The sequence below is a fragment of the Rhizobium sp. N731 genome, from assembly GCF_001664145.1.
GTDB classification, from domain to species: domain Bacteria; phylum Pseudomonadota; class Alphaproteobacteria; order Rhizobiales; family Rhizobiaceae; genus Rhizobium; species Rhizobium esperanzae.
Map to the genome: position 1 here is coordinate 110,077 of NZ_CP013602.1, position 15,096 is coordinate 125,172.

The 15,096-nt window shown below is 61.6% G+C and carries 15 protein-coding genes; 3 read left to right on the plus strand and 12 right to left on the minus strand.

Translation table 11 applies throughout. The features are described from left to right. The first annotated feature begins 27 nt into the window (after positions 1-27). The gene (locus AMK02_RS21465) at positions 28-1,107 is read left to right on the plus strand and encodes an ABC transporter ATP-binding protein (RefSeq protein ID WP_064806563.1); all 1,080 of its coding nucleotides are present in this window, start codon (positions 28-30) and stop codon (positions 1,105-1,107) included. Between the two features lie 5 nt (positions 1,108-1,112). Here AMK02_RS21465 and AMK02_RS21470 read toward each other — a convergent pair whose 3' ends face one another. The 7 genes from AMK02_RS21470 to AMK02_RS21500 all read right to left on the minus strand — a co-directional run bounded on the left by AMK02_RS21470 (position 1,113) and on the right by AMK02_RS21500 (position 8,369). Then, positions 1,113-1,946 carry an inositol monophosphatase family protein gene (locus AMK02_RS21470; protein WP_064806565.1) on the minus strand — a complete coding sequence of 278 codons (834 nt, stop codon included), beginning with the start codon at positions 1,944-1,946 and terminating at the stop codon, positions 1,113-1,115. Positions 1,947-2,052: 106 nt separating this feature from the next. Beyond that, complete coding sequence (locus AMK02_RS21475; protein WP_064806566.1) at positions 2,053-3,129, minus strand: ABC transporter ATP-binding protein; 1,077 nt, start codon at positions 3,127-3,129, stop codon at positions 2,053-2,055. A gap of 61 nt (positions 3,130-3,190) precedes the next feature. Next, entirely contained in the window at positions 3,191-4,078 is an 888-nt protein-coding gene (locus AMK02_RS21480; protein WP_064806568.1) for a carbohydrate ABC transporter permease, read from the minus strand. Positions 4,079-4,081: 3 nt separating this feature from the next. Beyond that, positions 4,082-4,990 (minus strand): carbohydrate ABC transporter permease, encoded by a 909-nt coding sequence (locus tag AMK02_RS21485; protein WP_064806570.1) that lies wholly within the window; start codon positions 4,988-4,990, stop codon positions 4,082-4,084. Between the two features lie 66 nt (positions 4,991-5,056). Continuing rightward, on the minus strand, positions 5,057-6,319 hold the full coding sequence (locus AMK02_RS21490; RefSeq protein WP_064806572.1) for an ABC transporter substrate-binding protein: 1,263 nt from the start codon (positions 6,317-6,319) through the stop codon (positions 5,057-5,059). Positions 6,320-6,423: 104 nt separating this feature from the next. Continuing rightward, positions 6,424-7,323: a sugar phosphate isomerase/epimerase family protein gene (locus AMK02_RS21495; RefSeq protein WP_064806574.1), complete on the minus strand. Its 900-nt coding sequence runs from the start codon at positions 7,321-7,323 to the stop codon at positions 6,424-6,426. A gap of 11 nt (positions 7,324-7,334) precedes the next feature. Then, a complete protein-coding gene (locus AMK02_RS21500; RefSeq protein WP_064806576.1) occupies positions 7,335-8,369 on the minus strand; it encodes a Gfo/Idh/MocA family protein in 1,035 nt (344 codons plus the stop codon). 135 nt (positions 8,370-8,504) lie between these two features. Between AMK02_RS21500 and AMK02_RS21505 the strand changes: the two genes are divergently transcribed. Both AMK02_RS21505 and AMK02_RS21510 read left to right on the plus strand, forming a co-directional pair. Continuing rightward, positions 8,505-9,548, plus strand: coding sequence for a substrate-binding domain-containing protein (locus AMK02_RS21505; protein WP_064806578.1), 1,044 nt, complete (start codon positions 8,505-8,507; stop codon positions 9,546-9,548). Positions 9,549-9,728: 180 nt separating this feature from the next. Continuing rightward, positions 9,729-10,598 (plus strand): glycerophosphodiester phosphodiesterase, encoded by an 870-nt coding sequence (locus AMK02_RS21510; RefSeq protein ID WP_064806581.1) that lies wholly within the window; start codon positions 9,729-9,731, stop codon positions 10,596-10,598. 23 nt (positions 10,599-10,621) lie between these two features. On the opposite strand, the gene AMK02_RS21515 is transcribed toward AMK02_RS21510, so the two are convergent. From AMK02_RS21515 to AMK02_RS21535, 5 genes are read right to left on the minus strand one after another with little or no spacing between them, the layout of a single operon-like run. Continuing rightward, complete coding sequence (locus AMK02_RS21515) at positions 10,622-11,431, minus strand: inositol monophosphatase family protein (protein ID WP_064806583.1); 810 nt, start codon at positions 11,429-11,431, stop codon at positions 10,622-10,624. After that, positions 11,431-12,435: a LacI family DNA-binding transcriptional regulator gene (locus AMK02_RS21520; protein ID WP_064806585.1), complete on the minus strand. Its 1,005-nt coding sequence runs from the start codon at positions 12,433-12,435 to the stop codon at positions 11,431-11,433. The genes AMK02_RS21515 and AMK02_RS21520 overlap by 1 nt, the downstream gene beginning before the upstream one ends. Continuing rightward, positions 12,428-13,198 (minus strand): glycerophosphodiester phosphodiesterase, encoded by a 771-nt coding sequence (locus AMK02_RS21525; protein ID WP_064806587.1) that lies wholly within the window; start codon positions 13,196-13,198, stop codon positions 12,428-12,430. Before AMK02_RS21525 ends, AMK02_RS21520 begins: the two co-directional genes overlap by 8 nt. After that, positions 13,198-14,253, minus strand: coding sequence for an ABC transporter ATP-binding protein (locus AMK02_RS21530; RefSeq protein WP_064806589.1), 1,056 nt, complete (start codon positions 14,251-14,253; stop codon positions 13,198-13,200). Before AMK02_RS21530 ends, AMK02_RS21525 begins: the two co-directional genes overlap by 1 nt. After that, entirely contained in the window at positions 14,253-15,095 is an 843-nt protein-coding gene (locus tag AMK02_RS21535; RefSeq protein ID WP_064806591.1) for a carbohydrate ABC transporter permease, read from the minus strand. The genes AMK02_RS21530 and AMK02_RS21535 overlap by 1 nt, the downstream gene beginning before the upstream one ends. Position 15,096 lies beyond the last annotated feature (1 nt).

Sequence of the window (15,096 nt, forward strand, 5' to 3'; positions counted from 1 at the left end):
CGCACCAATTCAGGGAAGGACTTGAGAATGGCACATCTGGCAATCGAGAGTGTTTCGAAGCTGTTCGGAACCACCTTTGCCGTGCGTGACTTTTCGCTCGAAGTCGGCGACGGCGAGCTCGTCTGCCTGCTCGGCCCGTCCGGTTCCGGCAAATCGACTCTGTTGCGGATGATCGGCGGCTTCGAGCGACCGAGCGGCGGAACGATCCGCATCGATGCCAAGGATGTGACGAACTTGCCGCCCGAGCGGCGTCCGACCGGCATGGTGTTCCAGAGCCATGCGCTCTGGACGCATATGGATGTCTTTAACAACATCGCCTTCGGCCTGAAGCTGCGCCGCCTGCCGAAAGCGGAAATCCGTGAGCGGGTCGAAAACGCTTTGGCGCTGGTCGGGCTTGCCGATTACGGACGGCGGATGACGCCGCAGCTATCGGGCGGACAGCAGCAGCGCGTCGCGCTCGCCCGTTCGCTGGTGCTCGAACCGAAGATCCTGTTGCTCGACGAGCCCTTTGCCAGCCTCGACCAGCACCTGCGCGAAAGATTGCGGGAAGAAGTACGCGATATTCAGCAGCGCCTCGGCATCACAACGCTCTTCGTCACTCACGGCCAGGACGAGGCCTTGGCGCTTGCCGATCGCATCGTCGTCATGCGTGACGGACGAACCGAACAGATCGCGCCGCCGAGCACCATCTATCGGCAGCCGCAGACAGCCTTCGTCGCCGGCTTCATCGGCTCGATGAATTTCGTCGAGAGCCGCATCAGAAACGGCGTCTGCGAGCATCCGCTCTTCCCGCTTGCCGTTGCCGTCGAGGACGGGCCGGTGACGCTTGCCAGCCGCCCGGAAGCACTGGCGATCCATCCCTCCGATCGGGCGAATGCGGCGACTGTCCACCGCGCCGTCGACTTCGGCACCCACAAGATGGTCGATGTCGATCTCGCCGATGGCACCCGCCTGAAAGCGATGGTGGCGCCGGACGACCGGTTCCAGGCCGGAATGAAGGTCGAGCCCAGCTTCGTGAGCTTCTTCGCCTTCCGCGACAATGCCCTCGTGCATCAGTCGATGCCGTCTAAGAGCGATGCGGAGGCCGATCGACTGCTGTCGGTCTGACGCCGTCACACTTGATCTGAGAAGCCTTCCTTGAGCCAGGGATGCAGCGCCTTGCTGGCCGCGAGGATATCGCCGCGCCCGTCGACTTCAGCGCCGGAAAAACGCGTGACGATGCCGCCGGCCTCTTCGACCATCAGCGCCGAAGCGCCGAAATCATGGATCGACAGCCCGTCCTCGAAGAAGCCGTCCAGCCGGCCGCAGGCGACATAGGCGATCGACAGCGCCGCCGAGCCCATGCGGCGCACGCCCGCCGTGTTGGCCATCAGGCGTTTGATGGCATCGAAATAGGTCTCTTCCGCAACCGCCTTCACCTGGCCTGGAATGGGCAGCCCGGCACCGATCAGCACGTTTTCGATGTCGGCGACAGCGGCGCAGCGGATGCGCTCGCCGTTGAGATAAGCGCCACCGCCGATCTCGGCGCTGAAGAGCTCGTCCTGCATGGCGTCATAGACGACGCCGGCCGCCTGCCTGCCGCCTTCGGCGATCGAGATCGTCATGCCGAAATGCGGGAGGCTCCAGGCGTAATTGGTCGTGCCGTCGATCGGGTCGATGTAGATGATTGGTGTCTCCGGCCCGGCAGTGCGGTTGCCGACAGCCTCCTCGCCCTGGATGGCATAATCGGGAAAGGCCTTCGTCAGCTCCTCCACGATGATGCGCTCGACGGCGACGTCGATCTCCGTCTGGTAGTCACGTGGCGCCTTGGCAATCATTTCCCCAGATGTCCGCCGCCGCAGGGAAGCCCGGGCCGTCTCGCCCGCCTTCAGCACCGTTTCGGCAAGAATGACCAGGCGGGGCGACGCGTTCGGGGAAAGACGCGCTGATATCGGGGAGGATGCCATGAAGAAAATCCGGATGCTGCAGATATGAACGAAGTGAATCGTGCGGAGCCACTCCCTTCGCAGAGACCGATGATGGTTTTATGAAGCTGCCCGCGCCTGACGCGGCTTATAACAGGCGCTCGGTCGATGCGTCAAAGAGATGGACCTGGGCCGGGTCGACCGAAAGTCCGATCATCTCTCCTGGTCTGACCTTGTCGCGCCGCGTTTCGACGATCGTCAGTTCCGGCTGCGTCGCCGCGACGATGAAGGTCGAGGAGCCCGTCGATTCGACGAAGGCGATCGGCACGTCGAAGCTGCCCTGCCCGGGCGCGACGACCTCGATATGCTCCGGCCGGATGCCGGCGACGATTTGGCGCCCCGGTTCGACGGCGCGTGCCAGCGCAAGCTTCTGCTTCACCGCGCCAAAATCCAGGATCAGGCTTTTTCCGTCCTCCGCGGCGATGGCGGGAATGAAGTTCATTGCCGGCGAGCCGATGAAGCCGGCGACGAACCGGTTCGCCGGCCGGTCGTAGAGATCAAGCGGCGCGCCCTGCTGTTCGATGATGCCGTCGCGCATGACAACCACATGGTCGGCCATGGTCATCGCTTCGACCTGGTCATGCGTGACATAGACGAAGGTGGCGTTCAGCCGGTCATGCAGGGCGCGGATTTCCTTGCGCATCGAGACACGCAACGCGGCGTCAAGGTTGGAAAGCGGCTCGTCGAACAGGAAGGCCTGGGGGTTGCGGATAATGGCGCGGCCCATGGCGACTCGCTGCCGTTGGCCCCCGGAAAGCTGGCGCGGATAACGGTCGAGCAGGCGGGAAAGGCCGGTGATAACAGCGACTTCCTCGGCTTTCTTTTTTGCTTCGGCCTTGGGGACGCCGTGCATTTTCAGTGAATAGGTCAGGTTCTGTTCCACCGTCATATGTGGATAGAGGGCGTAACTCTGAAAAACCATGGCGATATCGCGTGCCCGCGGCGGCACGTCGTTCATCACCTCGCCGGCAATCTTCAGCGTGCCGCCGGTAATTTTTTCCAGCCCGGCAAGCGAACGGAGCAACGTGGACTTGCCACATCCCGACGGACCGACCAGCGCCACGAACGTGCCCTTGGGAATTGAAAGGTTGACGTTCTTAAGCGCGTGAAAGGCGCCGTAGTGCTTCTCGACGCCCAAGAGCTCGATTTGGATGTCCTGGCTCATACTGAAAACCTTGCTGGTCCCCAACCGGGACCGATAGGATGGTCAAGGGTGAAAAACGTCGTCATTTGACTGCTCCAGCGGCAATGCCGCGCGTTAGCGTGCGCTGGAAGATCAAGAAGAAGATTACGGTCGGTATTATACCCAGGAAAGCCGCCGAGGCCTGCAGCACCGGGTCAGACATGTTCTGACCGCGGGTGAGGCCCATGGCGACCGAGACCGTCTGGTTGTTGTTGGACACCAGCATGACGAGCGGGATCAGGAATTCGTTCCAAGTCCAGATGAAAAAGAAGGTTCCCAGGACCATGAGCGTCGGCCTCAGCATCGGGACGACTACGAACCACAGCGTTTTCCAGTGGGTCGAGCCATCCATCTCCGCCGCTTCGAGGATTTCCTTGGGAAAGGTACTCAGCACGGTCGAGAGCAGGTAAGTCCCGAAAGCACTTTGCAGGACCGCGAAAATGATGATCACGGAAAGCTGCGTATCGTAGAGGCCGCTCGCTTTCGCCATGTAGTAAAGCGGGTAAATGATGGACTCCTGCGGAACCATAATGCCGAGAAGAAAGACCACCAAAATCACGCGCGAACCCGGCACCTTGCCGACCCCAATCGCATAGGCGTTGAACAGGCTTATCAGTACCCCCAGCACCGACACAGCGAGACTGATCACCGCGCTGTTGAGCAGCTTGCGGCTGAAATCAGACACCGTCCAGAATTTCTCGATCGCCGTGAGATCGATCGACCGAGGAATCGAAAGCGGTCCGCCGACTGCATATTCGGCGCTCGCCTTGACGGCGTTGAGCAGAGCAAGGAAAAAGGGAAAGAGCGTAAGGGCGAGGAGTAGAATAAGGATGGCCAGCACCACCCACCGCATGGAATCGCGTCGCGCGCGATCGGTTGCCGCCGTCGTCTTTGCCTTGGTCGTGTCATCGCTGAGAGCTGAGTAAGCCATGATCTACTCCTTCGACTCCTGCTGGCTCTGAAAGCGTAGAAAAATCACGGCCAAAGCGATCGTCAGAGTCGTTTGAACGACCGCGATGGCTGCTGCATAGCCGACGCGTTGTGTTGTGAAGAAGTGGTAGTAAGTCAGATAGGATGGCACGAGGGTGGAATTGTCGGGGCCGCCGGCGGTGATGACAAAGATTGGCGCAAAGACCTTAAGCGCTGCGATCAGCGTGGTCAGCACGACGACGAAAATCTCCGGCGCCAGAAGCGGAATGGTGATCGTCACCAGCCGGCTCCACCAGTTTGCCCCATCAAGCTCGGCAGCCTCGTAGAGAGAAGGGTCGATGCGCGAAAGACCGGCCATGAAAACCACCAGACAATAGCCGACCTGTATCCAGACAATGACGAGCGAGACGGCAGCAAGCGCGTATGTCGCATCGCCGATCCAGTTCTGGGCGAGATTATCAAGGCCGATGGACTTTAGCGTGATGTTGATGACGCCGACGGGATTGAGAATCCAACCCCAGAGCACGCCCGCGACCGTTACGGGCAGAATCTGCGGTAAGTAAAAACCGGCCCTGAAGAAGCTCGAGACCCATTCGCCGAATTGGTCCCTGACGTAGTCGAACAGCAGAGCGGCCAGCACCAGGCCGATGCACACCGGTATCACGGTCATCGAGACGATGAACAGCAGCGTGTGATACATCGATCCCCAGAATTGATCGTCCGTAAGCAGGCGATGATAGTTCTGCAGGCCCACCGGTCGCGGCGTGCCAACGCCTTTCCATGCCGTGAAGCTCAGCCCGAGATTAGCAAGCTGCGGTATGAGCACGATGAGAATGAAGCCGATCGTTCCCGGGATGAGGTAGAGGCTATAGCTTCGTGAACCGTCGCTCGATCGCTGGCTGGATATGGCCATATCATTCTTCCTTCCGGCTCCCAAAATGGGCTGCGCCAGAGGCGCAACCCAGCGTTCAAAGTCGCGCTACTGATTTTCCTGCGCGTCGTCGTAAACCTGCTTGATCTGTTCGACGAACTGTTCAGCAGTCAGACTGCCCTGGAAGAGACCGGTGTCTTTCTGATTAAGCACGTCGTAGTAGCCGGGGACCGGCCAGTCAGGGTAGAAACCGAGACCGCTTTTGTCAGAGATCTGCTGGAAAACTGCTGCGGCGTTCTTGCCGATGGGGTTGGTGATGGCGGAAAGGTCAGCGGCGATCGGCACGCCGCCCGCATTGCCGAGTTCGGCTTGGTACTTCGGCGACAAGGTCAAGCTGATCCACTCGGCGGCGAGATCGGGATTCTTGCTACCCTTGGGAACCACCCAGAGATTGCCTGTCGAGCCGACCGAATATTTCGGGGTCGGAATTACGAACTGACCCCACTTGAAGTCCTTGATGGTCGAGGCAAAGGTGCCGAGATTCCACGTGCCCGAGACGTACATCGGTGCCTTGCCGGAGGTAAAGAGCAGAGCTGCATCCGGGTCCTTCATGCCCGTGGAGTCCTTGCTGATGTAGCCCTTGCTGACCCAGTCGACCAAGGTCTGCGCCGCATAAAGGTAGGGCGCTCCGTCGAGAGGCGCCTTCAAACCTTGATAATTCTGGATCCAGGCGTCATCGGCCTTGGTGTAGGCGAGAGAGGCAAGCAAGTGCTGGCCACTGGTGTCGATGGCGCCGAGCGCGAGAGGTGTGAGACCCTTCTGCTTGAAAGCTTCCATGTCAGACACCCACTCTTCGAGCGTCGTCGGCGGCTTGAGGCCTGCCTTTTCGAACATGTCGATATTGTAGAAGCACGAAACATATTCGCCGAAGACCGAGACGCCCCAAACAGGGCCGGAGCCATAGATGCCCTTTTCGTCATAACGGCTTAGGACAAAATCGCCTTCGTTAAGGATCTTGTCCCAGCCTTCCTTCTTCACATAGGCATCCAGATTGGTCAGCAATCCCTGGCTTGCAACCAAGCCAGCGGTCGCATTGCCCTTATTGTACTCGAGCACGTCGGGGGCCTGATCGGAATTGAGGATCATGCCGCCTGAGGCCTGCAACTGCTGAAAGGTCTTCTGCTCAAAGCTGACGTCGATGTCCGGATGTTTCGCCTTGAACTCCTCGAGCGCCTTCTTCCAGACAATGCCCTGAGCCGTGGTCGGCTCCTCGAACCACCATATCTTGAAGGTCTTCTGCTCGGCATGGCCGATCGATGTCATCAGCATCGCCGTGCCGAGTGCTAGCGCAAATGTTGCAATCCTTTTCATGCTTTCCTCCCAAAAAAGCGGCTGCGCCGCGAAAAGACCAGTTAGTCAGTCATGGCGCCCCGCCCCGGCCTCCCAGCCCAACGGCGCGCCACTTAGGCGGTTAATCAGGGATCAACAATGAAATCTCCGCCCCGGCATTTCTTTAGATAGTTGAGCCCGTGAACCTGGCCAGTCATCTCAAGTTCGTCGCGATAGACCGGGTCGTGCCAGCCTTCGATGTCGATCGAGCCCGACCAGCCGGCAAGGCGCAGCTCGGAAATGATGTCGGTCCAGTTGCTGTCGCCGAAACCCGGCGTGCGCATGAAGACGAACTTCTCCTTGCCGAAGATGCCGTGTTCCTTGATGACCTCCCAGCGGATGGTCGCGTCCTTGCCGTGGACGTGGAAGAACTTATGTGCCCATTTGCGGATCTGCGGCATGGGATCGATCAGATAGACCATCTGATGGCAGGGTTCCCATTCGAGCCCGATATGATCGTCTGGCGTCTCGTTGAAGATCAGTTCCCAGGCGTCGGGATTGTGAGCGATGTTCCAGTCGCCGCTCGCCCAGTTGCCATCCATGGCGCAATTCTCGAAGGCAATCTTGATGCCCTTGTCGGCAGCGCGCCTGGCCAGCTCGCTCCAGATCTGCTTATAGCGCGGCAGGCTGTCGGTCAGCGGCTTGCCGCGGACGCGGCCGGTGAAGCCGGCAACGCAGGTGGCGCCGAAATGATGCGCATTGTCGATGCAATCCTTCCAGCCCTGCAGCGTTTCGAGATCGATGTCAGTCTCTTCGAGCGGGTTGCCGAACATGCCGAGCGTCGAAATGGTGATATCGCGGTCGCCGATCGCGTCGAGGCAGCGCTTGCCGAGCTCGGCGAGGTTCTGCCCCTTGGTCGTTTGCCAGAAGAAAGGTTCGAAGCTTTCGAAGCCGAGGTCGGCGATCTGACCGATACGCGCGGCGGCATCGCCCTTGTTGCCGCTGACCATGGTGCCGATGCGAATGGATTTTGCAGGGTTGCTCACGTCACTTCATCCTATGCTGAAATTTCGATGCGACGGCCGGTCTTGGCGCTTTCGATTGCGCCGAAGACCATGGCGAGGCTTCTGATATTATCCGAATTGACAGTTTCGGGTTGTTTGCCGGTGCGGATCGCCGCGATGAAATCGGCGATGACGCTGGCATGGCCGTGGGTTTCCGCGTCATGCTCTGGACCGAGAACGTTTACGGAAGCAAAGCCGCGCAGAAGGCCCGGCTCTTGTCCGGCGACGGCGGCCTTGAAGCTCTCCTCACCATCCCAGGTCAGCATTCCCTTCGAGCCGACGAGACGCCACTGGCTTTCCCAGCTGGTGCGCTCGCCTTCGGCGCACCAGGAGCCGCGATAGGTGAAGACGATATCGTCGGAAAATTCGAAAATGGCATTGGCCGAGGCGCCGTGCCGGTACCAGGAACCCTTCGGGTTGCGCTCGACGCAATAGACGGCGACCGGCTTTTTATCCGCAACGTAGCGGGCGGCATCGAAGGTGTGGATCGCCATGTCGAGAAGCAGGACATTGTCCATCTCTTCGCGGAAGCCGCCGAAATGCGGGGCGAGGAAGAAGTCGCAGTGAATGCCGGTGAGCTCGCCGATCGCACCGCTGTCGACGAAACGGCGCAGGCGCCTGACCCCCGATATGAAGCGACGGTTCTGGATGACGGCATGGATGCGGCCGGTCTCTGCGGCAAGGTCGATCAGCGCAGCGCCTTCGGCCAGCGAGGCCGCCATCGGCTTTTCGCTTAGCACGTGGCATCCGGCCTTGAGCGCGGTCGAAACGACATCGTATCGGGCAGCTGGAATGACGATGTCGAAAACGAGATCGGCCTTCGTGGCATCGATGACTTCGGACAGGGCAGAGCCGATGACGGCGCCTTCCAGACCGAACTCGGCGGCGAGCTTTTCCGCCGTCTCCCGGTTCAGGTCGACGAGGCCGACGATCGCGATAGACTCGGCGAGTTGAGGGTTGGACGCGATGGCGCGCAACCAACCTTTGGACATAGCTCCGCACCCGCACAGAATGGCACTGAATTTCACGATTTCCTCCGGGGAGTGGCGCCAACTCTCCTCGTGACACGCATCCCGTAAACGTTTACGAATGTAGGCGGAAACGTTTTGGGATGTCAATAGAGGCGAAATACGAAAGTGCGAACCGAAGGAAAATCGCCAGCCATGAAAGGGATTCGCCAGCTTGCCGAGCATCTGGATATCTCGATCGGCACGGTCTCCCGTGCGCTGAACGGCAAGCCCGATGTGAACGAGGAAACCCGCCGACGCGTGCTGGCGGCGGCCGAGGAGTTCGGCTATGTCGCCAATCAATCGGGTCGAAGTCTTCGGCAAGGTGAGACGAAGGTCATCGGTCTGATGATCGAATCGAGCCAGGAAGCGGTCGAAAATGCCGACAACTTCTTCCTCGGCGTCACCAGCGGCCTGCAGCATGTCTTTGCCCGCCACAAGCTCGACCTCTTGATGCTTCCCTGCCCGGCCGACGAAGACCCTTGCGAATATCTGAAGCGCATGGTGGCGCGGCGTGTCGTCGATGCGATGATCATCTCCAATACGCAGCGCGTGGACCGGCGCGTCGATCTTCTCTCGCGCGCAAAGATCCCCTTCGCCGCCGTCGGCCGCAGCCTTTCGGCAGGCAATTTCCCCTGGGTCGATCTCGATTTCGAAGGCGTCGCCGAACGCGCTGTCGAACGGCTGGTCGCGCGCGGCCATCGCCGGATCGCGATCACCGCGCCCTCGAGCGAAGTCAATCTCGGCTACGTCTTTGTCGAGGGCTATCGCCGCACGCTCGAACGGCACGGCATTCCCTTCGACCCGTCGCTCGTCATCCGTGTCAAGTCGAGCGAACAGGGCGGCTATCAGGCAGCACATGAATTGCTGCAGCTTGGACACCGGCCGACCGCGGTCATCCTGATCTACGAGCTGATGGCGATCGGCCTTTACCGCCGGCTGATGGAAGCGGGCATCCGGATTGGCCGCGACCTTGCAGTCATCGGCTTCCGCGATGCCCCGCGCGCACGCTTTCTGCAGCCCTCGCTCAGCTGCTTCCGCATGTCGCTCTACGATCTCGGCATTGCCCTCGGTCAGACGCTTCTCGCCAACATGCCGGCCTATCGCGCGTTCTATCCGGACGGCGGCCGCAACATCGTCTGGCCGCTGGAACTGGCACCGGGGCAAAGCGATGCCTTTGAGGTCGAGGCCCAGGCCTGAGCGCTGCGGCGGCGACGGTCGCCGTGCGCCACGATCGGCCGCCGCCGCGCTCGCGGCAGCCATTCCCCTCTCGTTGATCGAACGGTAGTGAAGGGGGAGGCCGGCATCTCGTCGTAAGGTCATATTCGGCCCTTGATAATCGCTGCCTGGCAAGGCAGGAGAGTGACATCGCGGAGGTAGATGCAGATGACGAGATTGGCGGATTCGCAGGGCCTGGAGATTTCGCATGAGGGGCATCGCACCCGTCTGAAATGGCACCGGCTGCGCAAGCGGTTCGCCGATCCCCTGTTTTCCGCCGAGGTGATGGCGGAGGGTTTTGCAGCAGGCGCCTCGATGGAACTCGATCTGCGCGTGCGCGCCGACGGCGGCTTCGTCGTGCTGCACGACAGGGAGCTCGAAGGTGAAACGACGGGCCGTGGACCAATCGCTGCGAAGAACGTTGCCGACCTCCGCGATGTCAGGATGAAGGACGGCGCCCGGCCGCTGATCCTCAGCGAGGATCTCGCCGATATGATGCAGGCAACGCATCCGGCCGCATTGCTCCAATTCGACATGAAGGACGATTACGACGCTGTCGGCACCCGCGGCATCGAGCATCTTGCCAGGCATTTCCGCGATATCGCCGCCTCGGTGATCGTCAGCGGCGGCAGTCTCGACCTCATCGTGGCAGTCAAGGAAAAGCTTCCGCATCTGCTGCGCGGCATCGATCCGACCGAGAAACTTTACGATATCCGGGAGGCCAGCGGCTGGAGCGCGGCGGAAATGGAACTGCGCGCCGACCTGCGCGGTCCGACCGAACCCGACACGATCTATCTCCACTGGCAGCTGATCCTTGATGCCGCCAAGGATGGCCTCGACCTCATCGGGCTTTGCCGGGACGAAGGCAAACGCGTCGACGCGTGGACCTTCACGCTGAAGGACCCGGTGGCCGGTTTCAGCGATGCGGAATGGCGGAGCTTCTCGACATTGATGGCGCTGAAACCGGATCAGATCACCACAGACGAGGCACCGGCGACCGAACGCGCCTGGGCGCGCCGCATAGCGGCTTGATCGGCGAAAGGGCGCACGGCGCTCTAAAGTCCCTCGATATCGAGGATGAAGGCAAATTCGCCGGCAAGCCCCGACGCGTAGGCGATGACGGGCCCGCCTTGCGCAAGCAGCCTGCGGACCGGCGGCATCGCGACCATCGCGCCGGCCTCTTCGGCGATCAGCGCACCGGCGAGCATATCCCAGGCGTTGAGGTGGCGTTCGTAACAGAGATCAGCTGCACCCTCGGCAACGCGGACAAGGTCAATGGCGGCTGCGCCCAAGCGCCGATAATCCATGCCGCGCTCATGAAGTCGCTTGGACAGCGCGAGATACTCATCGAAGCTCGTTTTGCGCGAATGGCCGAGAATGATGAGCGCATTGGCCGGATCGACAGTCGTCGCCGCATGGATCGGCAGTCCATCCTTGAAGGCGCCGCCGCCGCGCACCGCGTGAAAGACTTTGTCCTCGGCAGCGTCGTAGACGACGCCGATCTCGACCTTGTCGCCGACGACAAAGGCGATCGAAACGCCCCAGTGGCGGAAGCCCCTGATGTAGTTGGTCGTGCCGTCGATCGGATCGACGACCCAGGTGCCGGCCCCTTCCGATTGCCCGCCGCTCTCCTCTCCCATGAAGGTATCGTCCGGAAAGCGCGAGATGAGCCCGTGTCGGATTGCCTGCTCGGCCCTCCTGTCGGCGATGGTGACGAAGTCCTGCAATCCTTTGTTTTGAACGGCAAGGGTGCCGGGATCCGACTCGCGCCGAAACCTGGCCGTCTCCCGTCCGACCTCGAGCGCAACGGTAATCGCGGCCTCCGCCCGTGCGCGGACGGCAGCGGCGTCGAATACGGCATTCATCAGGCAGTCCTTCTTTTTATCAATGTCACCGGTGTGAACTCGACACGCGCCGTCAGCTCCGGTTCGGCCATCCGGCTGATCAACAGGTCGACGGTCTGTTCTGCCTGGAGGTCGCAGGGTTGGCGGATGGTCGTCAGGTCGTAGGCGGTCCAAGCGGCCTGGGGAATGTCGTCATGGCCGATAATAGGGAGCGGCGGCGCCTCATCGCGGCCCCTGCCCTGCATGATGCGGTCGATGACGCCGCAGGCCATGTAGTCATTAGCGCAGAACAGCCCGTCGATGCCGGATGCGGCCAGGTCGGTCGCCGCGTCAGAGCCGCTCCGGTAGTCGTTGATTCTGACCTGCAGGAACTGCGCCTCGATGCCAAGCTGCTTGCAGTGGGCGATGAAGGCCTCGCTGCGACGGCGCGCGGTATAAGATCTGGCCGGGGCAGCCATCACGGCGGGCTTTCGCACGCCGCTGTCGATCAGGCGGCTGGCTGCCAGATGCCCGGCCATGCGGTCGTCGGAGATGATACGGTCGACCAAGGGAATGTCGTTGCCCTTGTTGATCAGTACGATCGGTACGCCTTCGGCTGCGCATTGTTCGCAGATTTCGGTCGGCGGCGCGTCCGATGTGACGATGACGCCGGACACGGCGTAATGCAGCAATTGGCCGATGACTGTCGAGGTATCCGCCTCCTGCGAGGTCGGCAACAGGATCGGGCGGAAGTTACGGGCGAGCAGCGCCCGAGAGAGATGCTCGATCTGCAGCGTGCGGAACGGGTTGTCGAAACCGGCGGCGACGAGACCGACGAGATCGGAGCGTTTGTTGGTGAGGCTTCGGGCAAGATAGTTCACCCGATAGCCGAGTTCCTTGGCCGCCTGATAGACCTTCTCGCGCGTTTTCGGTGAGACGCTGGCATCCGGGGTGAAGGCGCGCGACACAGCAGCGCGCGAGACGCCTGCCACCCGCGCCACGTCGAAGGAGGTTGCCTTGCGCGGCCCCTTGTCCTTGTCAGCCAAGTGCTTTCTCCTTGATCGGAGGCGGCCGCATCAGATCGGGCAAATCGGTGCAGATGCCGAGAACCGGGAGTGTCATCAGGTCATCGAGAATGGTCCGCCGCTCCTCGTGCCAGAGCACGATCTCGCGGCCGGCCTCGAAGGCGCGAGCCATCAGCGCCTTGGTCACCAGATCCTGCGGGCGCTCCCCTGCCCTCTCCCAGCAGAGATGGAGAATATCGGCGCCGGCCTCATCACCGAGCGCATGCGGTTCGTCGCCGACGCGGATCAGCACCGAGAGCGGAAAATCGCAGGCCGCGTCCCTGAGTTCGCGCACCTGCGCGGTATCGAAGGAGCCAAGGCAGGCAAAGCGCTGGTTCATTTCGACAAGGTGCCGCCAGCAGCGGATGCCGGTTCCCGGCGCCTTGAGTTCGACATAGAGACCGGTTCCGGTCTCTCGGGCGAGAGCGGCGACCTGCGAAAAGCTCGGCACGTCGACGCCGTCAAGGTCGGCAAGCTCAGCCGCCGTCATTTCCGAGATGCGCCGGTCGATGCCGTAGACCCGCTCCAGATGGTCGTCATGGGAGACGACCACCACGCCGTCACCGGTCAACTGCGTGTCGAGCTCCCACATCTCCGCGCCAAGTTCGGCCGCGCGGCGGAAAGCGGCGAGGGTGTTTTCGCGTTCGTGGCCGCTGGCGCCGCGATGGCCGATGCAGAAGGGAAGCCGGCCCTTGGCCGTCGGCCAGCCATAACGTTCGAAGAAGGCTGAAAAATCGCGGGTCATCAGAGCCTCGTTCCGTTCTCGTCGAAGACGAACACGCCGCGGCTGTCGATCCCCCAGGCGACATCGTCGCCGACGTGAATATCGTTGCGCGCCGGCTGGATCGAGCGCAGCAGCGGCCCGCCGGCAATCCGCACGTCGTAAAGGTTTTCTCGCCCCTGCGTTTCGGCGAAGGTGATCTTGCCGGAGACGGTGACGTCGCCCGCCGGGGTGAAATGCTCCGGCCGCACGCCGAGCATCAGCTTGGTGCCCTCGGCGGCGCCGATGGCGTTCGGCAACGGGACCCGGATCTCACTTTCCGGGATTGCGAAGGCGCCCTTGTTCATGACGCCGCGCAGGAAGGTGATCGGGGGATTGCCGAGGAAGCCGGCGACGAAAGCGGTCTTTGGATCGTTGTACATCTCGGCCGGCGTGGCGATCTGGACGATCTCGCCTTCCTTCATGATAGCGATGCGGTCGCACATGCTCATCGCCTCCACCTGGTCATGGGTAACAAGGATGGCGGTGATTCCGGTCTCGCGCTGCAGGCGGCGGATTTCCGAGCGCATTTCGAGGCGCAGCTTGGCGTCGAGATTGGCGAGCGGTTCGTCGAGCAGCAGCACGTCCGGCTTGCGGATCAGCGCTCGCGCCAACGCCACGCGCTGCTGCTGGCCGCCGGAAAGCTCGGCCGGCCGGCGGCCCATCAGATTGCCGATGTGAACCAGGCCTGCGATGCGATCGACCTCTTTGCGGATCTCGGCGGCAGGCGCGCGCTTGACCTTCAGAGGAAATCCAATGTTCTCGGCAACCGTCATGTGCGGGTAGAGCGCATAGGACTGGAAGACGACACCGACATTGCGGGCCTGGCTCGGGAGATCCGTGACGTCCCGATCGCCGAAGAGGATGCGCCCGCCGGTCGGCCTGTGAATGCCGCAGACTGAAAAAAGTGTCGTCGACTTGCCGCAGCCGGACGGGCCAAGGAGCGCCAGCATCTCGCCGCCGGCGACCTCGAGCCGCATGTTCTCGATGACCTTCGTGGAGCCGAAGCTCTTCGAGAAATTGTCGAGGAGGATGCGCATCAGCCTTTGCTCCCGCCGCCGTAGATGTTCATGAGGTATTTGTTGAAGAGCGCGTAAGCGATCAGCACCGGAATGAGGTAGAAGAGGCCGACCGCCTTGAACATGTTGAAATCGTAATTGTTGTCGTCGGCAAGGAAGCCGGCGAGATAGACCGACAGCACCTGCACCTGATTGCCCGGCGCCAGCACCTGCGGCAGGATGAACTCGCCCCAGCCGGACAGGAAGGAGAACAGGCCGAGGGCCATGATGCCGGGCTTGACCTGCGGCAGCACCAGGCTGCGCCAGACCCTGAAACGCGACGCGCCATCAACGACGCCGGCCATTTCGATTTCCCAGGGCACGGTATCGTAGAAGCCCTTCATCAGCCAGATGCCGAGCGGCAGGTCGATCGCCGCCTTCACCAGGATGACGCCGATCAGCGAGTTATAGAGGCCGATCATCTGCAGCACGATGAAGATGGCGATGATCAGCGTTACCGACGGGAAGGCGTGCAGCACCATGACGCCGGCAAGGAAGAAGCCGCGTGCCGGCACGTTCAGCCGAGACAGCACATAACCGGCCATTGAGGAGACGATCAGCACCAGACTGGTGGTGCAGGCCGAAAACAGCAGCGTATTCAGGGTCACGTGCCAGATGTTCGCCTTGCCCGCCGTTGTCTGCCACAGGAAACGCCAATGGTGGAGCGTCAAGCCGGAGGGCAGCAAGGCGTCCGGCGGCTTCACCGTGACGGTGTCGAGGAAGAGATAGACATACATCAAGAGCAGCGGCAGGCTGACGATGGTCAGCGCCGTCAGGACAGGCCAGCTGCGATAATTTGCCGAGGGCTGCGCGCGTTCGACCATG